This window comes from Caulobacter sp., from assembly GCF_017744445.1.
Lineage (GTDB): Bacteria > Pseudomonadota > Alphaproteobacteria > Caulobacterales > Caulobacteraceae > Caulobacter.
The window spans coordinates 62,037-80,087 of record NZ_JAGIBH010000014.1; the positions used below are offsets into that span (position 1 = coordinate 62,037).

Sequence of the window (18,051 nt, forward strand, 5' to 3'; positions counted from 1 at the left end):
TGTCGACCGGCCCTAGGCCGGCTCCCGCGCCACGATCCGCTCGATGTTGAGCTCGATCCAGTCGGCGAGACTCCGCACTTTCTCGGCGACCTCCAGACCCATGGGCGTGAGGCTGTATTCCACGTGCGGCGGCACGACCTGGTAGGCCACGCGGCGCACGAAGCCGTCGCCTTCCAGCTGCTGCAGGGTCTGGGCCAGCATCCGCTCGCTGACCCCGCCGATGCCTCGGCGCAGCTCGCTGAAGCGATGCGTTCCGGTCTCCAACGCGATCAGCACCAGCACGCCCCAGCGGCTGGTGACGTGCATCAGCACGCCCCGCGACGGGCAGTCGGGCTCCATCAGATCGCCGCGCATCAGCTTTTCGGAGAGGGTGGCTTTTTCTTTCATACTTACATTAATGTATGTACTTACGGAAAGTAAGCAAGGCGCCCAGATCGCTTCCGTCATCAACGGAGAACGATCATGACCATCGCCGTCACCGGAGCCACGGGCCAGCTGGGCCGCCTCGTCATCGAAGACCTGAAGACCCGCGTCCCGGCCGGCGATATCGTCGCCCTAGTCCGTGATCCGGCCAAGGCGGCCGACCTCGGCGTCGCCGTCCGCGTGGCCGATTACGCCCAGCCCGAGACGCTCGCGACGGCCCTCGCCGGCGTCGACACCCTGCTGCTGATCTCCAGCGACGCGGTCGGCCAGCGCGTGGCCCAGCACCGCAATGTCATCGAGGCCGCCAAGGTCGCCGGCGTGAAGCGGATCGCCTACACCAGCATCCTGCATGCCGACACGACGCCGATCGCTCTGGCGCAGGAGCATGTCGCCACCGAGGCGCTGATCAAGGCCTCGGGCCTGACCTACGCCCTGCTGCGCAACGGCTGGTACTTCGAGAACTATACCGGCAGCCTGGCCGGCGCGATCGCGGCCGGAGCCATCATCGGCGCCTCGCGTGAGGGCCGCGTCTCCGCCGCCACGCGCCAGGACTATGCCGAGGCCGCTGCGGTCGTCGTCTCGACGCCGGACACCGAGAACCGGGTCTACGAGCTGGCCGGCGACACCGCCTTCACCCGCGCCGATCTGGCCGCCGAGGTCTCGCGCCAGACCGGCAAGACGATCGTCTATAACGACCTGCCCGAAGCGACCTATGCCGGGATCCTGGAGAGCTTCGGTCTACCCGCGCCCTATGCGGCGATCATCGCCCAGTCGGATGTCGGCGCGGGCCACGGCGGGCTGTTCGACGAGAGCCATACGCTGTCGGGCCTGATCGGTCGTCCGACGACCTCGCTGACCGACGCGGTCGCGCAGGCCCTCAAGACCCTCGGCTAGGAAGCTGTGGGCGGCTGGCCGGCGGCGGCGGAAAGTCCTCGCCAACGGCCGGCCGGTTTGCCAAGCAGCCGGGATGAAACTCGTCGGCTACTACCGCGTGCCGCCCGTGCGCGGGATCTTCTTCAGCCCCGCCCAGGAGGAGCGCCTGCTGCTCTTGGGCTGCGAGGAGGTGTTCAGCGACCGGTGCCTGGCCTCGGGCGTCGTGCGGCCAGGCCTGGCGCGGGCCTTCGAAGCCCTTGAGGACGGCGGCGCGCTGGCCGTGCCCAGCTTCCACGCCCTGGGCGGCGACATGGCGGGCTTGGTCGATGCGGTGCTGAAACTGAGGGCCAAAGGCCTGCACCTGGTCGTGCAGCAGCCCGAGGTGGACACCCGGACCGATCCCGGCTTCTTCGAAAGCTGCCAGATGCTGGCCAGCTTCAGCCGCGAACGGCCGATGGTCCGCGCTGCGGAGACGGCGCTGATCGCCAAGGGCGGCAAGGCCGGCGGCATGAAGGGGCTTTCTTCATCCGATCATCCCCGCGAAGGCGGGGACCCAAGCTGACGTTCAGGAAGACTGTAGGCAGGCCCGCCAGCTCAGCTTGGATCCCCGCTTTCGCGGGGATAGTCGGTGTTTGGTGTGGCTAGACCTTCAGGCGATAGCCGGTCTTGAAGATCCACCAGACGGCCGTCAGGCACACCGCCAGGAACACGGCGGTCATGCCCAGGCTGACGCCCACGCCCACGTCCGACTGGCCGTAGAAGGCCCAGCGGAAGCCGCTGACCAGATAGACCACCGGGTTGAACAGGGTGATCTTCTGCCAGATCTCCGGCAGCATCTTGATCGAGTAGAAGCTGCCGCCCAGGAAGGTCAGCGGCGTGATGATCAGCGCCGGCACGATCTGCAGCTTCTGGAAGTTGTCGGCCCAGACGCCGATCACGAAGCCGAACAGGCTGAAGGTCACCGCCGTCAGCACCAGGAACAGCAGCATCACGAACGGGTGGGCGATCTCGAACGGCACGAACAGCCGGGCCGTGGCCAGGATCAACAGGCCCAGGCAGATCGACTTGGTCGCCGCCGCGCCGACATAGCCCATCACCGTCTCGACCCACGACACCGGGGCCGACAGCAGCTCATAGATCGTGCCGGCCCACTTGGGCATGTAGATGCCGAACGAGGCGTTGGAGATGCTTTCGCTGAGCAGCGACAGCATGATCAGGCCCGGGATGATGAAGGCGCCATAGCTGACGCCGTCGATGGCCTGCATGCGCGAGCCGATCGCCGAACCGAACACCACGAAGTACAGCGAGGTCGAGATGACCGGCGCCAGGATGCTCTGCAGCAGGGTGCGGAACCACCGCGCCATCTCGAAACGGTAGATGGCCTTGATCGCGTAGAGGTTCATTGCGGGGCCCTCACCAGGCTGACGAAGATGTCTTCCAGAGAGCTCTGGTCGGTCTGCAGGTCCTTGAAGTCGACGCCGTGGTCCGAGAGGCGGCGCAGCAGGTCGGCGATGCCGGTGTCGTCGGCCTGGGTGTCGAAGGTGTAGACGAGGTCGGCGCCGTCATTGATCAGGCTCAGCGACGCATCGCCCGCCAGCCCGGCCGGCAGGGCGGTCAGCGGCTCGCGCAGGTGCACGGTCAGCTGCTTCTTGCCCAGCTTGCGCATCAGGACCGACTTGTCCTCGACCAGGATGATCTCGCCCTTGTTGATCACCCCGATCCGGTCGGCCATCTCCTCGGCCTCCTCGATATAGTGGGTGGTCAGGATGATGGTGACGCCGTTTTCGCGCAGCTGACGGACCATCTCCCACATGTCGCGGCGCAGCTCGACATCGACGCCGGCGGTGGGCTCGTCCAGGAACAGGATGGTCGGCTCGTGGCTCAGCGCCTTGGCGATCATCACCCGGCGCTTCATGCCGCCCGACAGCGCCATGATCTTGCTGTCCTTCTTGTCCCACAGGGACAGGTCGCGAAGGATCTTCTCGATCAGGGCGTCGTTGCGCGGCTTGCCGAACAGGCCGCGCGAGAAGGTGACCGTGGCCCACACCGTCTCGAAGGCGTCGGTGTTCAGCTCCTGCGGCACCAGGCCGATCTTGGAGCGGGCGGCGCGGTAGTCCTTCACCACGTCATGACCGTCGGCCAAAACGACGCCCTGGCTGGGATTGACGATCCCGCAGATGATGCTGATCAGGGTGGTCTTGCCCGCCCCGTTCGGACCCAGCAGGGCGAAGATCTCGCCTTGCCGGATGTCCAGGTCGATCGTCTTGAGGGCCTGATGGCCCGACGCATAGGTCTTGTTCAGACCCTTTACCGATATGATCGAAGTCACGCCGTCTCCCCTAAACGCGACGATGCAGCGTCGCGCGTGCCCTGCTAGGTGGCTGATGCGGCCGTAAATGGTGTCGCGGTCGCCAGATAACAGGGGGGCCGCCGACTTCTGTCAGCAGCTGTCCTTAGGTCGGGATCTTGCGGACCTTCAGCACGCTGCCATCGACGCCGATGACCACGACTTCCTGGCTGATCGCCGGGATCGGCTCGTCGGTCTCGGCCGCCCAATCCTTGCCGTCGACAAAGACCCGGCCGCGGCCCTGCTCGAAGGTCGACAGCACCTGGCCGCGCTGGCCGACCAGCCGCTGGGTGGGATCATTGAGATCGGGGCTCTTGGGCTCCAGCACCGGCCGCAGATAGCGCCTCGCCAGCAAGGTCGTGGCGATGGTCAGCGCCGCGAACAGGCCCACATCGACCAAGAGGCCCAGATGGGTGAACTGCGCGATCGCCCCGACAACGAACGCGCTGGCGGCCGGCCACAAGAGCCAGCCGGTGCCAGTCGAGACCTCGACCGCCAGGAAGACGGCGGCCACGGCCAGCCAGACCCAGAACGGATGCAGCGCGTAGAAGCTTCCGAGACCATCCATGACGTCAGGCCCCGCGCTTACCGCCGGTGGGCGTGTTGGTCGCCGTGCTCGACGAAGAGGCTCGCGGCGCCGGCGTCGGGCGCGCCACGTCGGCGCTCAGGCTCTTGATCAGCTCGCCGACGCCGGCGACCGAACCCGTCAGGCCGGCGAAGTCGGCCGGCACGATGACGGTCTTCTGCTGCGGGCTGCGGGCCAGTTCGGCGAAGGCCTCGACATATTTCTGGGCCACGAAATAGTTGATGGCGTTGACGTCGCCCTTGGCGATGGCTTCCGAGACGAAGGCCGTCGCTTTCGCTTCAGCCTCGGCTTCCCGCTCGCGGGCCTCGGCGTCGCGGAAGGCGGCCTCGCGGCGGCCCTCGGCCTGCAGGATGGCCGATTGCTTCTGGCCCTCGGCGCGGGCGATCTGGGCCTGCTTCTCGCCCTCGGCCTCGGTGATCACGGCGCGGCGCTCGCGCTCGGCCTTCATCTGGCGGGCCATGGCGTTGGTGATGTCGTTGGGCGGCGTCAGGTCCTTGATCTCGATCCGCGCCACCTTCACGCCCCAGGGACCCGTCGCATGGTCGATGGTCGAGAGCAGGCGGGTATTGATCTGGTCGCGCTGGCTCAGCACCTCGTCCAGCTCCAGCGAACCGACCACGGTGCGCAGGTTGGTCTGGGCCAGCTGGGTGATGGCGTAGATCAGGTTGTCGACACGATAGGCGGCGGCCGCGGCGTCCATCACTTGGATGAAGACGATGGCGTCGACCTTCACCGACACGTTGTCCTTGGTGATGACCTCCTGCTGGGGCACCTCCAGGACCTGCTCCATCACATTGACCTTGCGGCCGATGGTTTCGAAGAACGGGGTCAGGATCGAGATGCCGGGCTTGAGAGTCCGGGTGTAGCGGCCGAAGCGCTCGACGGTGAACTCGCGGCCCTGGGGCACGATCTTGACCGCGCTGAACAGCAGCACGAACGCAAAGCCCAGGAAGATCAGGACGATAATGCCGCTCAAGACTTAGCTCCTCACCAACTTTTGGTGGAGCTTACCGCGCGCCTTCGTCGTCCGCCACGGAATCCGGTTCTCGGTGCGCCTGGCGGACCGACTGCGACAGCCTCTGGGCCTGGGACTGGCCCTTGCGCGAGACCTGCTGCTCAGCCTTGCGGCTGGCGTCGTCGCAGGTGGGATACTCGCTGCGGCGCGAGGCGAAGCCCGTGTTGAACCGCTCGCGCATCTGGGCGTCGAAGGCCTGGTCGGCCTGCTCCACCTCGGTCAGCCGCACCATGCGCGAGCGCCAGTACTGATCGGTTTCGCCCTGGCAAGCCTGGCGCAGGGCGTGGCTCTCACCCAGCGTATAGGCCAGATCCAGCAGGCGCTGACGGTCCTTCGCGTCCCGCTCCTGGGCCAGGACGGGTGTTGCGACAAGGGCGGCCAGAACGACGCCGATGAGGAACGGACGCGACATGCCGTCAGTTATTATCAGAGCCCCCACACCTGTCATCAGCCCGCGCCCAAAAGGCGAGAAACGGGACGCCGAAGCTTGGGGGCCAGCCTGGGGACAAAATGTCCCCCGGTGTCAGAAAAAGCTTTGGCGATAAAGGCCTTGCGATCGCCACAGATCGGGTCTTTCCTGTGGATACTGCAAGGAGGTCAAGCCCATGACTGAGGTGCATTACGGCGTCGTGCGCGTCGGTGACCGCTGGTCGATCATCGGAGACAATCTGCGTTTCGGCGCCTACGAGACGCGCGGCGAAGCCCGCGACGCGGCTCGCCGCCTGGCCGAACATCCAGCCGGTCTAGGCCTGCCGGTGATGCTGCACGTGCAGGAAGAGGACTGGGTGCTGCCTGGTCCGACGCAGCTGAGCTAACGGCCAATTCCAACACCGATTGTCCTCGCGAAAGCGGGACCCACGCGGCGTTGGCTTTTTGGAGCAAACTCCAAAATCTTGCCTTCCTAGGCCTTGTGCCTAGGACCCATGGATAGACTGGATGCGGCCCATTCCAAGGAGATCGCCGCCAATGCAACGACACGCTGGCTGACGCAATATCTGCGGAACGATGGGTCCTAGGCACAAGGCCTAGGAAGGCAAGGGATGGGGTTACGCCTCGACAGCCCCTTCCTCATCCTCGCCATACAGCAACGGCTTCAGCACGCGCCACACCTGCAGCGCGGACGCGACCGCGCCGACGATGGAGGCGACCACCTGGAAGGCGTTCCAGACGAAGCTGACCAGCGGGTCCTCGCCCAGCATGGCGACCAGCGGATAGATCAGGTGGCTGACCGTGATCCGAAATTGGGCATAGGCCAGCGAATACTCCACCGACGCCCCGGCGATCGCGGCCGTGACCACGACGGCCAGGACCGGCGCCCACAGCAGCGGCAGGATCAACAGCAGCGCCAGGGCCGTGATCAGCGACTTGGTGGTCAGGCCGACGTCCTTGACGACGGTGATCCCGACGCCGGCGATCACCGCCAAGCCCAGCAGCGCGAAGGCGATCGGCAGGGTCAGGTCGGCGGTCTCGGCCACCGGCATGCCGACCGCGAAGACCATCACCGCCATCACCAGCAGGGTGACCACAAAAGCGCCCAGCCAGAGGGCGCCATATTGGCTGAGCCGTCGCCTCAGATGCCGCTTGGCGATCATCGCTGTTCTCCGATCGGTCGGAGGGTGCTTCGGAAGAGTCTCGCCGTCCACGGGAAACTAAGCTGTTCGCTGCGCGCTTATGCAGTCGAGCTTCACGGGAGATCCGCATGACCGCTTTCGCCCGCATAACCCGCAGCACCGTCGAAGGTGACGCTGCCCCGCCCTATGCCTCCAACCGCCTGCTGGCCGCCCTGCGGTCCGAGGCGATGACCGCGCTCGCGCCGTATCTGGTGCTGGTCGACCTGCCCGCCGACGCGGTGCTGTTCGACGCCGGCGACGACGTCGAGCACACCTATCTGCCCTGCGGCCCGACCCAGGTCTCGCTGCTGGTCGTCACCTCGGACGGCCAGGAGATCGAGGCCGCCAGCATCGGTTTCGAGGGCGCGATCGGCGGCGTCGTCAGCGCCGGCTTCAAGCCCGCCTATGGCCGCGCCGTGGTCCGGGTGCCGGGTCACGCCTTCTGCATCCCGACCGCGCGGTTGGAAGAGATCAAGACCCAGTATCCGATCATCGCCGACCTGTTTGATCGCGCCGCCGACGTCTTTATCGCCCAGATGATGCAGGTCGCCGCCTGCAACGCCCTGCACCCGATCGAGCAGCGCACCTGCCGCTGGCTGCTGTTCGCCCACGACCGTTCGGGCAATGAGCCGATCCGTCTGACCCAGGAGACCCTGGCCCAGATGCTGGGCGTGCAGCGCACGACGATCAGCGCCGTCGCTCGCGTGCTGCAGGACGCCGGGGTCATCCACATCGGCCGCGGCCGGGTCGAGATCCTGGATCGCCCGGCCCTGGAAAAGCGCGCCTGCGAGTGCCACGACGCCGTCGAGGCCCACTTCAAGCGGGTGCTGCCGAAGTTCGAGCGCGACTAGGTGCGAAAGGCGCTGGCCCGATCCAGCGCCGCTTCGGCCTCGCTGACCAGCCGCGCGACGATCTCGGCGGCCGGCAGCACTTCGCGCACGCCGCCGGCGCTCTGGCCCATGGCGAAGCAGGACTTGTCGGGATCCAGCCCCTCGACCTGCCCGCCGATGCCGCCCATGGCGCCGTTGCGGATCGAGACCATGGCCTGCTGCGGGAACGGCTGGATGTCGGCCGACCGGCTCTCCCAGTCGTCGACATAGGGGTTCTTGCGCACCCGCATGGGCTTGCCCGAGTAGCAGCGGGTGCGGACGGTGTCCTCGTCGGCGGCTTCGAGGATCGCCTGGCGATAGAGGTCGCCGGCATGGGCTTCGGTCGAGGCGATGAAACGCGTGCCCATCCAGACGCCCTGGGCGCCCAGGGCTAATGACGCCGCGAGACCCCGGCCATCATGCAGACCGCCGGCGGCGACCACCGGGATCTTCACGGCCTCCACGGCTTGGGCGACCAGCGGCAGGGTGCCGACGAGGCCGGTGTGACCCCCGCCTTCACCGCCCTGGCAGATGACGGCGTCGCAGCCGGCAGCTTCAGCCTTCACCGCGTGCTTCACGGCCCCGCAGACGACCATGACCTTCAGGCCGGCCTTCTTCAGGCGCTCGATGATCGGCAGCGGCACGCCCAGACCGGCGATGAAGGCGCTGGCGCCTTCCTCGATGATGACCTCGACGCTGGCGGTCAGGGCGTCGGGCGTGGCGGCCAGCAGGTCGACGCCGAACGGCTTGTCGGTCAGCTGGCGCACTTCCCGCATCTGAGCGCGGATGAAGTCCGGCGAGGTCCCGGCCATGCCCAGCACGCCATAGCCGCCGGCGTTCGACACCGCCGCCGCCAGGGGGGCGTAGGAAACGCCGCCCATGCCGGCCAGCAGGATCGGATGCTGGATATCCAGAAGATCGCAGAGCGGCGTGCGCAGCCCCATGGCCGTTCCTCCCGTCGGTTTCCGGGAGGATTTCGGCCTCTGCTTAACCCGGCAAGCGTGCCGCGAGGTTAGCCGCCCTAGAAGATCGAGTATCCGCCGTCGATGACGATGGTCGTGCCCGACTGGTAGCTGGAGGCGTCCGAGGCCAGGTAGACCGCCATGCCGCCGAAGTCCTCGGGCTCGCCCCAGCGCCGGGCCGGGACGCGGGGGATGACCTTCTCGGCGAAGGCGGCGTTGCCCTGCGCGCCGGCCGTCATGTCGGTGGCGATCCAGCCCGGCAGGATGGCGTTGGCGCGCACGCCGTAGCGGGCGTGCTCGACGGCCACCGACTTGATCATCGAGATCACCGCGCCCTTGGTTGCGGCATAGGCCTCGTTGCGGGCCGCGCCCTCGATGGCGGCCAGCGAGGCGATGCCGACCAGCGAACCGCCCGCGTCGCCGGCCTTGGCCCGCTCGACCATGTGGCGGCAGGCCTCGCGCAGGGTGAAGAAGACGCCGTCCAGATTGACCGACAGCACCTTGCGATAGGTCTCGGTCTTCATCTCGACGAACGAGGGCGAGCCGTAGCCGATGCCGGCATTGGCGAAGACGCTGTCCACGCGGCCCATGGCGGCCACGGCCTCCTCCATGCCTTCGCGGACCTGGGCTTCGTCCGAGACATCGACGGTCTGGGCCTTCACGCGAACGCCCAAGGTCGTCAGCTGCTTTTCCGCCTCGAGATTGCGCTCGGGGTTGGAGCCCCAGATGACGATGTCGGCGCCGGCCTGCGCCATCGCCTTGGCCATGCCAAGGCCGATGCCGCGATTGCCGCCGGTGACCAGGGCCACCTTGCCCAACAGGTTGAACGGCGCGTAGGCCATGGTCGTCCCTCCCTCATTCTTCTTGAAACGCTTGTTTGAAGAAGAAGCGGTCAGGCCGTCCCGGTCAAGAGCCCCAGAAGTGGAAGGCCTGCCAGCCGGCCCCGATCGCCGGCCGCGACACGCCCAGCAGGTCGGCGATCGCCAGGGCCGCGCCGAAAATCAGGTTGCTGGCGCCAGGGACCCAGAAGATCAGGGCAAACAGCAGCAGGAAGCCGACCCGCTCGATCTTGACCATCTTCTCGCGGACGCCGTCGGGCAGGAACGGCCGGATGACGCCATAGCCGTCCAGGCCGGGGATCGGCAGCAGGTTCAGGACGAGGGCGCTGGCCTGCAGCAGGGCCAGCAGAGACAGGGCGTTGTACAGCGCCTCGGACGCGACGAACGGCAGGGCGACGGCCAGCACGATCAGCACCAGCAACGTCCCCAGCGGTCCGGCCAGCGAGGCCAGCGACCGCCAGCCCCTGGACCGCATCAGGTCCTCGCGCAGATAGACCGCGCCGCCCGGAAAGCCGATGCCGCCCAGGGCGAGGGCGATCAGCGGGAAGATGATGGTGGTGACCAGGTCCGAGTACTTGAGCGGGTCGAGGGTCAGATAGCCCTTCTCGACGATGGTCGTGTCGCCGGCCTTGTGAGCGACGAAGGCGTGGCCGAACTCGTGGATGCCGACGCTGAGCACCCACGCCGCGGCGACGAAGGCGAAGGTCAGGATGCCGGCCGGCTGAACCTCGGCGGCCACCGCCCAGCCCAGGCCCACGCAGGCGGCGATCAGGATCAGGGCGTTCGGACTGATCGGGGTGCGCGGCGCGCGGGCTTCGATGACGGTCATGGAGAAGATGTTGTTGAGCTTCGAGACAAGCGCAACCCTTTCCCCTCATCGCCTCCCTAGGCCTTGTGCCTAGGGCCCATGGTTCAACCCGCATAGTAGGTCAAAACTTGGCGAAGCATGGATGCGCGCACCAGCCCGGCGCCTCGGAGCCCGCCGCTGGCATGGGTCCTGGGCACAGGGCCCAGGAAAGCAGGAGTCTTTGAACCCTACAGGTGAGCGAACCGCTCAAACGTCTCTTCAATCACCCGCCGCGTCTCGTCCCATTCGACCATCGCCATGGCCTCGTCCAGGGTCACGAACTTCGCCTCGGCCGCGTCGTCACCGGCCACAGGCTCGCCGGACGTCCAGCGGGCGGCGTAGTCGATCATCACGTAGTGCCGGGTGATCTCGCCGGCCGGCCTTGCCGGAAAGACGCCGTCGACCACGTCGAGCAAGCCCAGCAGTTCCGCGTCCACCCCGGTTTCTTCCTTCAGCTCGCGCAGGGCGGCGACCTCCAGGGTCTCGCCCCATTCCAGCCGGCCGCCGGGCAGGCTCCATTGGTTCAGGCGCGGCGGCTGGCCGCGCTTGATCAGCAGCACTTGGTCGCCCTTCAGGCAGACGACGCCGACAGTCGGGACGGGATTGCTCATGGGAATCCGACCTTCAGATCGACCGAGGACTTCACCCCGATACAGTTGCCGCAGTCGGTCAGCCAGGCTTCGGCTGCCTTGCGCCCGCGCTCTTTCAGGTCGGTCAGGAAGCTCCACTCGGTGTCGAACTTGGTCGACAGCGACAGATCCGCCAGCGGCTTGTCGGCCGTAATCGCGTGGACCAGCATCCGGCGATAACGGCCCCGGGCGTTGTCCTTCAGCAGCCCCTCGTCCAGCAGCTTCTGCACGAAGCCGATGGCCCGCAGTTCCGAGGCCAGCGAGGCGTTGAAGGTGATCTCGTTCAGCCGGTCCATGATCTCGCCCGGCGTCTTGGGCGTCTCGTCGCGGACGAAGGGGTTCAGGCTGACGATCAGGATGTCGTCGGGCGTGTCGTCGTAGAACAGCGGCCACAGCGGCGGATTGGCCAGGAAACCGCCGTCCCAATAGGGCTCGCCGTCGATTTCCACGGCCTGGAAGACCTGGGGCAGGCAGGCGCTGGCCATGATGTGGCGGGCCGTCAGCTCGGTCTCGCGGAAGATCACCGACTTGCTGGTCCGCACCGCCGTGGCGGCGACATACAGCTTGATCGGGCTCTTCTCGCGGATCTGCTTGAAGGTGATCTCGGCTTCCAGCGTGTCGTGCAGCGGGTTCAGGTTGAACGGGTTGAACTCGTAGGGGCTGAGCGACAGGGCGAAGGTCTCGGCCATCCGCCAGCCGGGCGTGTTCTTGATCCAGTCGGCGCTGCCGCCGAAGGCCGACGTCCAGATCGAGGTGTCGCCAAAGACGTTGCGGCCGCCCTGGCGGTTCACCTGCCGCCAGAACGAGTCCAGCCGCTTCCTCGCCCCCGCCTTGCCGTCGTCGATCAGGCCCTGGGCCAGGCAGACGGCGTTCATCGCCCCGGCCGAGGCGGCGGTGACGGCGCGGATCTCGATGTCGTCTTCCTCGAGCAGGCGGTCGAGGATGCCCCATTCGAAAGCGCCGTGGGCGCCGCCGCCCTGGAGGGCCAGGCTCAGCTGCCGGGGACCGGCGGGTTTCTTCTTGAAGGGGGGGATGGGCACGGAGCCCAGCCTATTGCGCCACCCAGCCGCCGTCGACCTGGAAGGCCGCGCCATTGGCCGAGGCCCCGGCGTCGGAGACCAGATACAGCAGCATGCCGGCCAGCTGGTCGAAGGTGACGAACTGCTTGGTCGGCTGGGCCGCCAGGATCACGTCCTTCATCACCGCGTCTTCACTGATGCCGCGGGCCTTGGCCTGGTCGGCGATCTGGGCCTCGACCAGCGGGGTCTTCACGAAGCCCGGGCAGATGGCGTTGCAGGTGATGCCGTCCTGGGCGACCTCGAGGGCGACGGTCTTGGTCAGGCCCATGATGCCGTGCTTGGCCGCCACATAGGCCGACTTGAACGGCGAGGCGACCAGCGCGTGGGCCGAGGCGATGTTGATGATCCGCCCGCGCCCCTGCTCCTTCATGATCGGCACCGCCGCCTTGGTGGCGTGGAAGGCCGAGGACAGGTTGATGGCGATGATCAGGTCCCACTTGTCGTCCGGGAACTCTTCGATCGGGGCCACGTGCTGGACGCCGGCGTTGTTCACGAGAATGTCCAGCTCGCCGAACTCGGCCTTGGCCGCGCGGACCATGTCGGCGATCTGATCGGGCTTGGTCATGTCGGCGCCGTGGTACAGCACCTCGACGCCGTGCTTTTCGGCCATCTCGGCCCGGGCCCGCTCGATGGCGTTCATCTCGCCCAGGCCGTTCATGACGATGTTGCAGCCCTGGGCGGCGAGCGCGTCGGCCAGCGCATGGCCGATGCCGCTGGTAGACCCGGTGACGATGGCGACTTGACCCTGCAAACCGAAATCGACGGCCATCACGCGCTCCTAAGGCAACGCCCCAATGATATTGCAACGCAACATATAGCTCGCCATTGCGAGAGGCGAGCCCTTATTAAATTCATCAGTAGATGAAATTATGGCTGCGGGCGAGCGAAAACCCAGTCGGCCTCGGTCGAGAGATCGGCGCGGAAGCCATAGCCGTCCAGATTGAAGCTTTTCAGCCCCTCGGCGCGGTCGATGCGGTTGTCGATGGCGTAGCGCGCCATGCGGCCGCGCGCCTTCTTGGCGAAGAAGCCCAGCACCCGCAGTTCGTTGCCCTTCTCTTCCTTGAAGTGGCAGGTCACGACCGGCAGCTTCAGGGCCTTGGCGTCGACGGCGCCGAAATATTCCTGGCTGGCCAGGTTCACCAGGGTCGGATCGGTCTGGCCCTCGGCAGCGGCGTTCAGGGTCTTGGAGATCGTCTCGCCCCAAAAGTCGTAGAGGTTCGAGCCCTTCTTGGTCTTCAGCCGCGTGCCCATCTCCAGGCGGTAGGGCTGCAAGGCGTCGAACGGGCGCAGCACGCCGTACAGGCCCGACAGAATCCGCAGGTGATCCTGGGTCCATTCCAGGGCCGGGCGATCCAGTTCACGGGCGGCCAGGCCCCCATAGACGTCGCCATTGAAGGCGATGACGGCTTGCAGGCCCTCTTCCAGCTCGGAGTCGAAGGCCTGGAAGCGCTCGCGGTTCAGCTTGGCCAGGGCGTCGCTGATGTGCATCAGGCGCTTGAGGTCAGCGGCCGTCAGCTTGCGCGTGACCTTGGCCAGTTCGGCGATCTGGGCTTTGAGTTCCGGCGTCGTCAGGGGCAGGGCCTGGGCGGGCGCGGTGAAGTCCAGCGACTTGGCGGGCGAGATGACCATCAGCATGGTCGGGGAGATAGAGGGTTCGGAGCAGCTTCGCTAGCGGGAGGCGAAATAGACCGTCGTCCGCCGAACGGAGGCATTGACCGCAATCTCTGGCTCGGTCTACGCCGACGGCTCAACCTTGGCTGTTTGGGGGCAAGCCCGGATGACGATCGTCAACGGTACGTCGGGCGACGATAGGATCGAGCAGAACCAGGCGCTGGACTCTGACATCCGCGCCGGCGCGGGCGCCGACTACATCTCGGCCTATATCGGCGACTATAACACGGTCACGATCGACGCGGGCGACGGCGACGACACCATCATCGTCAACAGCTATCGGATCGCGGCCCTGACCGCCCACGGCGGCGCGGGCAACGACACCTTCAAGCTCTACGATGGCGGCGTGGTCTATGGCGGCGCCGGCGCCGACACCTTCGCGGTGATGTACAACCGGCCGGCGCCATTCCAGATCATGGACTTCTCGCCGGAGGACAAGATCGACCTGTCCGCGCTGCTGATCAATCGCGAACCCGGCTATGACCCCTTCGCCGGAAAGCTGATGCGGCTGGCCCAGCTGGGGCCTGACACGGTGCTGCAGTACAACAGCGGCGCGAACAGCTGGAACAGCCTGGCCGTCCTGGCGAATGTCGACGCCACATCGCTGACCGCGGCGCAGCTGGGCTTCACGCCCGTGATCACGCCCCAGACCTTCGCGACCCTGCGTGTTCTCAACCCCACGGTCATGGAAGGCGGCCGGGTGAACATCGAGGTGACCCTGTCGTCGCCCCTGACCCGGAGCACGCTGATTTCCGGCCCCACGGACGAGCGCTACCCGTCCAATGGCGGCGTCTCGAGCGGCTTCGCCGTCCAAGGCGCGGCGGGTCAGAGCGTTTTCCAGTTCTCGTTCAATGTCAGCGAGAACGGACACAACGGTCATGGATGGGTCACGATCGGACTGACGAGCTTCTTTGAGCGGTTCTATCCGGACCCGCGCGCGGCGTCCTACGATCTGCGCCTCGACATCGTCGACAATGACGCCAACGGCTTCAGCGTCCTCATTCCCAGCGGCTACGCCAGCTACACCGCCATCACCCGCCTGCCGGACGTGCGCCCCGAGGACAAGGAGGCCGTGTCCCCGATCCCGAACGAGCGCGCCAACCTGTCGACGCGCGAGATGGTCCAGGTCTTCGAAAAATTCGCCCTGGGCACGACCTCCGTCGCCCTGACCGCCTATCAGTTCTTCACCGGCAAAATCCCGACCGAAAAGGGCATCGACTATCTGGTCGCCCCGACCGGGCCCAACCCAAACAATCTCAACAGCGCCTACTACCAGTCGTTCAATCTCGAAAACCGCTACATCAACTTCGCCGTCAATCTGGGCAAGGTTGGCGAAGGGCGGGCGCAGTTCGAGGCCAAGTACGGCGCGATGAGCCTGTTCGACGCCACGCGCGAGGCCTACAGGACGATCTTCGGCGGCGCCGCGCCGACCGACGACAAGGTCCACGCCCTGATCGACACGCGCATCGACTATTTCGCCAGCTACGGCGGCGACGGCGCGAACGGGATCGGGACCAAGGCGGCCATGATCGGCTGGCTGCTGGCCGAGGCCGAGAAGGCGGGGGTCGGCGCCTATGCGCGCGCGGTCGAGACCTTCTATCTCGACCTGACCGACGGCAGCGCCCACTTCAACGTCGACCTGATCGGCGTCTACGGCCCCGGGACCTTCCTCGACCAGATGAACTGAGTCCCTAGATCAGCGTCAGCACCAGCGGCCCGTTCCGCGTCGCCACCAGGGTATGCTCGTACTGCACCGTCGCCTGGCGCTGGGGCGGGCGCAGGGTCCAGCCGTCGTCCAGTTCCTCGACCCAGTCGGCGCCCAGCGACAGGAACGGCTCGATGGTGAAGACCAGACCTTCGGGGATGGTGCGGCGGTCGCGGGGCTCGTACCAGGTCGGGATCTCGCGCGGGTCGTCGTGCAGCGAGCGGCCGACGCCGTGGCTGGCCAGGTTGCGGACCAGGCTGTAGCCGTTCTTGTCGGCGAAGGTCTCGATCGAGCGGCCGATCTCGTTCAGCCGCGCGCCGGGCCGCACGGCCCGAATGCCGGCCCACATCGCCCGGCGACCGTCGCGGCACAGGCGCTCGACGCGCTTGGTCACCGGCGGCACCGCGAAGCTGGCGCCCGTATCGCCATAGTAGCCGTCCAGCTCGGCCGAGACGTCGATATTGATCAGGTCGCCGGCCTTGACCACCACCTCACCCGGAATGCCGTGGGCGCAGTCTGGCCCCACCGAGATGCAGGTCGCGCCCGGGAAGTTGTAGGTCAGCTCCGGCGCCGAACGCGCGCCTTCCTTTTCCAGCAGGGCGCGGCCGAAATCGTCCAGCTCGCGGGTCGTCATGCCCGGCTCCAGGGCCTCGCCCATGGCCGCCAGGGTTCGGGCCACCAGATTGCCGACCGCGCGCAGTTTCTCCAGCTGGTCTTCGTTCTCGATGGTCATGGCGGTCTCCTTGGCGAGTACGATGTCGGCTTAGATAGGTTGGCGCAACGCCTCCGTCCCGGCTATCAGCGAGGGATGAGCAACACCCTGGGCCTGCTGGCCGCCCTTCTCTGGCCGCTGCCGATGATCACGGCCCTGTTCTTCGTCCTGCGCGACAGGACGCTGAAATATCGCATCGTGTTCGCGGTGATGAGCTTCGTCGGGGTTGGGGCCTTCTGGATGGAAGCCTCCACCGGCAAGTGGGGCTTCGTGCCCATGGCGATCAGCCTGATGCCCAACGTGCAGCCCGGCTTCTACAAGGCCACGATCCCGGTCGGCGCGTTCGCCGTGCTGACGGTGCTGTACCTGCGGGCCCGCAAGCGCGCAGCGGCGGCTGCTGCTAAAACAGCACCCGCGGATTCATGATCCGCGCGGGGTCCAGCGCCCCCCGGATCGCCCGCAGCGCCGCGACCTCGATCGGGTCCTTGTAGGTCAGGGCCTCGCCCGTCTTCATCGCTCCCAGGCCGTGCTCGGCGCTGATCGAGCCTGAGAAGGTGGCGGTGATGTCGTGGACGATCTTGGCCCCGGCCTCGCGCTGGGCCTCGTGGGCGTCGCCGTCGCCGCCGACCGGCTGCAGAACGTCGTAGTGGACATTGCCGTCGCCGACATGGCCGAAGGCGACGATGCGCGTGCCGGGGAAGGTCTTTTCGATCGCCGCGTTGGCCTGGCCGATGAAGTCGGGGATCTTGGAGACCGGCACGGACACGTCGTGCTTCCACACCGCGCCTTCGGGCTTCTGGCCGGCCGAGTGGCCCTCGCGGATATGCCAGAAGGCCTTCATCTGGGTTTCGGTCTGGGCCACGGCTGCGTCCGCGATCAGGCCCCGCTCCAGGGCGCCGGCCAATAGCCGTTCGAGGGCCGCCTCGGCCACGCCCGGCTCGCCGCTGGCGATCTCGATCAACACGTACCAGGGGTGCACGTCCGGCAGCGGGTCGCGCAGGCCGGGCATGTTGCGGACGGTCAGCTCGAAGCCCAGCCGGCCCATCAGTTCGAAGGCCTCGACCGCGCCGCCGGTCTCGTCTTTCGCCCGCGCCAGCAGCTGGATGGCGTCGGCCGGCGAGGCCAGGCCGACGATCGCCACGGCCCGCGAGGCCAGCAGCGCGTGCAGCTTCAGCGAGGCGGCGGTGACGACGCCCAGCGTGCCCTCGGCCCCGATCAGCAGCTGCTTGAGGTCATAGCCGGTGTTGTCCTTGCGCAGGCGCTTGAGCCCGTTCCAGATCTCGCCATTGGGCAGCACGGCCTCGATGCCCAGCACCTGCTCGCGCATCATGCCGTAGCGCAGGACGGCGGTGCCGCCGGCATTGGTCGAGATCAGGCCGCCGATCGTGCACGAGCCTTCCGAGGCCACGCCGACGGTGAAACGACGGCCGACCTTGGCGGCCTGCTGGTGGGCTTCGTACAGCGTGACCCCGGCCTCCAGCACCATGGCGTCGTCGATCGGGTCGACGTCGCGGATGGCCGTCAGCTTCTGGGTCGACAGCAGGATCTCGCCATGCGGGATCTGGCCGGCGACCAGGCCGGTATTGCCGCCCTGGGGCGTGATCGCCACGCCCTCGGCCGCGCAGATGCCGACGACGGCGGCGACCTCGGCGGTCGTGCGCGGCGTGACCAGCAGCGGCGTCTCGCCCTTCCAGCGGCCGCGCCACTCGACCAGCTTGGGCGCGATCACGTCCGGATCCTGGCTCCATCCGCCCTCGCCGAGCACGGCTTTCAGGCGGGAGACGACATCGGCGGGAACGGGCTTGGTCATGGGCGGGACGATACGCTTTCGAGGGGGCGGCTGTCAGTATATACTGCGGTCTATACGGAGGCGCCGCGAGGAAC

Annotated in this window: 22 protein-coding genes; 6 read left to right on the forward strand and 16 right to left on the reverse strand. The window is 67.0% G+C overall.

Annotation, left to right across the window (positions count from 1 at the left end; all coding sequences use genetic code 11):
• Positions 1–12: 12 nt before the first annotated feature.
• Positions 13–387 carry a helix-turn-helix domain-containing protein gene (locus J7528_RS19130; protein WP_291877679.1) on the reverse strand — a complete coding sequence of 125 codons (375 nt, stop codon included), beginning with the start codon at positions 385–387 and terminating at the stop codon, positions 13–15.
• Between the two features lie 75 nt (positions 388–462).
• On the opposite strand from J7528_RS19130, the gene J7528_RS19135 reads away from it, so the two are divergent.
• Positions 463–1,317 carry an SDR family oxidoreductase gene (locus tag J7528_RS19135; RefSeq protein ID WP_291877681.1) on the forward strand — a complete coding sequence of 285 codons (855 nt, stop codon included), beginning with the start codon at positions 463–465 and terminating at the stop codon, positions 1,315–1,317.
• Between the two features lie 73 nt (positions 1,318–1,390).
• Complete coding sequence (locus J7528_RS19140; protein ID WP_291877682.1) at positions 1,391–1,858, forward strand: recombinase family protein; 468 nt, start codon at positions 1,391–1,393, stop codon at positions 1,856–1,858.
• A 79-nt stretch (positions 1,859–1,937) separates the two neighbouring features.
• Here the strand turns inward: J7528_RS19140 and J7528_RS19145 are convergent, their stop codons facing one another.
• From J7528_RS19145 to J7528_RS19165, 5 genes are all read right to left on the reverse strand, one after another.
• Positions 1,938–2,699, reverse strand: a complete 762-nt coding sequence (locus J7528_RS19145) for an ABC transporter permease (RefSeq protein ID WP_291877684.1) — start codon at positions 2,697–2,699, stop codon at positions 1,938–1,940.
• Positions 2,696–3,649, reverse strand: a complete 954-nt coding sequence (locus tag J7528_RS19150; protein ID WP_291877865.1) for an ABC transporter ATP-binding protein — start codon at positions 3,647–3,649, stop codon at positions 2,696–2,698. The genes J7528_RS19145 and J7528_RS19150 overlap by 4 nt, the downstream gene beginning before the upstream one ends.
• Before the next feature lie 100 nt (positions 3,650–3,749).
• Positions 3,750–4,211 (reverse strand): NfeD family protein, encoded by a 462-nt coding sequence (locus tag J7528_RS19155; RefSeq protein WP_291877686.1) that lies wholly within the window; start codon positions 4,209–4,211, stop codon positions 3,750–3,752.
• 4 nt (positions 4,212–4,215) lie between these two features.
• Positions 4,216–5,205, reverse strand: a complete 990-nt coding sequence (locus tag J7528_RS19160) for an SPFH domain-containing protein (protein ID WP_291877688.1) — start codon at positions 5,203–5,205, stop codon at positions 4,216–4,218.
• A 31-nt stretch (positions 5,206–5,236) separates the two neighbouring features.
• Positions 5,237–5,656 (reverse strand): TIGR02301 family protein, encoded by a 420-nt coding sequence (locus tag J7528_RS19165; RefSeq protein ID WP_291877690.1) that lies wholly within the window; start codon positions 5,654–5,656, stop codon positions 5,237–5,239.
• A gap of 193 nt (positions 5,657–5,849) precedes the next feature.
• Between J7528_RS19165 and J7528_RS19170 the strand changes: the two genes are divergently transcribed.
• Complete coding sequence (locus J7528_RS19170; protein WP_291877693.1) at positions 5,850–6,059, forward strand: hypothetical protein; 210 nt, start codon at positions 5,850–5,852, stop codon at positions 6,057–6,059.
• Positions 6,060–6,290: 231 nt separating this feature from the next.
• Here J7528_RS19170 and J7528_RS19175 read toward each other — a convergent pair whose 3' ends face one another.
• Entirely contained in the window at positions 6,291–6,836 is a 546-nt protein-coding gene (locus tag J7528_RS19175) for a hypothetical protein (protein WP_291877696.1), read from the reverse strand.
• Positions 6,837–6,943: 107 nt separating this feature from the next.
• Here J7528_RS19175 and J7528_RS19180 point away from each other — a divergent pair, with 107 nt between their 5' ends.
• Positions 6,944–7,705, forward strand: coding sequence for a Crp/Fnr family transcriptional regulator (locus J7528_RS19180; protein WP_291877698.1), 762 nt, complete (start codon positions 6,944–6,946; stop codon positions 7,703–7,705).
• On the opposite strand, the gene J7528_RS19185 is transcribed toward J7528_RS19180, so the two are convergent.
• The 7 genes from J7528_RS19185 to yaaA form a co-directional block, all read right to left on the reverse strand.
• Positions 7,702–8,667: a nitronate monooxygenase family protein gene (locus tag J7528_RS19185; protein WP_291877701.1), complete on the reverse strand. Its 966-nt coding sequence runs from the start codon at positions 8,665–8,667 to the stop codon at positions 7,702–7,704. The genes J7528_RS19180 and J7528_RS19185 overlap by 4 nt on opposite strands.
• 77 nt (positions 8,668–8,744) lie before the next feature.
• Positions 8,745–9,527, reverse strand: coding sequence for an SDR family oxidoreductase (locus J7528_RS19190; RefSeq protein ID WP_291877704.1), 783 nt, complete (start codon positions 9,525–9,527; stop codon positions 8,745–8,747).
• 64 nt (positions 9,528–9,591) lie between these two features.
• Entirely contained in the window at positions 9,592–10,353 is a 762-nt protein-coding gene (locus J7528_RS19195; protein WP_291877707.1) for a site-2 protease family protein, read from the reverse strand.
• 206 nt (positions 10,354–10,559) lie between these two features.
• Entirely contained in the window at positions 10,560–10,982 is a 423-nt protein-coding gene (locus J7528_RS19200) for an NUDIX hydrolase (protein ID WP_291877709.1), read from the reverse strand.
• Entirely contained in the window at positions 10,979–12,040 is a 1,062-nt protein-coding gene (locus J7528_RS19205; protein ID WP_291877710.1) for a patatin-like phospholipase family protein, read from the reverse strand. The genes J7528_RS19200 and J7528_RS19205 overlap by 4 nt, the downstream gene beginning before the upstream one ends.
• 10 nt (positions 12,041–12,050) lie before the next feature.
• On the reverse strand, positions 12,051–12,848 hold the full coding sequence (locus tag J7528_RS19210; RefSeq protein WP_291877713.1) for a 3-hydroxybutyrate dehydrogenase: 798 nt from the start codon (positions 12,846–12,848) through the stop codon (positions 12,051–12,053).
• 98 nt (positions 12,849–12,946) lie between these two features.
• On the reverse strand, positions 12,947–13,714 hold the full coding sequence (yaaA, locus tag J7528_RS19215) for a peroxide stress protein YaaA (protein WP_291877717.1): 768 nt from the start codon (positions 13,712–13,714) through the stop codon (positions 12,947–12,949).
• 142 nt (positions 13,715–13,856) lie between these two features.
• Between yaaA and J7528_RS19220 the strand changes: the two genes are divergently transcribed.
• Complete coding sequence (locus J7528_RS19220; RefSeq protein WP_291877719.1) at positions 13,857–15,437, forward strand: hypothetical protein; 1,581 nt, start codon at positions 13,857–13,859, stop codon at positions 15,435–15,437.
• A 4-nt stretch (positions 15,438–15,441) separates the two neighbouring features.
• On the opposite strand, the gene map is transcribed toward J7528_RS19220, so the two are convergent.
• Positions 15,442–16,188, reverse strand: coding sequence for a type I methionyl aminopeptidase (map, locus tag J7528_RS19225; RefSeq protein WP_291877721.1), 747 nt, complete (start codon positions 16,186–16,188; stop codon positions 15,442–15,444).
• Positions 16,189–16,263: 75 nt separating this feature from the next.
• Between map and J7528_RS19230 the strand changes: the two genes are divergently transcribed.
• A complete protein-coding gene (locus J7528_RS19230) occupies positions 16,264–16,593 on the forward strand; it encodes a hypothetical protein (RefSeq protein ID WP_291877723.1) in 330 nt (109 codons plus the stop codon).
• Here the strand turns inward: J7528_RS19230 and J7528_RS19235 are convergent.
• Positions 16,568–17,977: an FAD-binding oxidoreductase gene (locus J7528_RS19235; RefSeq protein ID WP_291877725.1), complete on the reverse strand. Its 1,410-nt coding sequence runs from the start codon at positions 17,975–17,977 to the stop codon at positions 16,568–16,570. The two genes, J7528_RS19230 and J7528_RS19235, sit on opposite strands and share 26 nt — an antisense overlap.
• Positions 17,978–18,051: the final 74 nt, after the last annotated feature.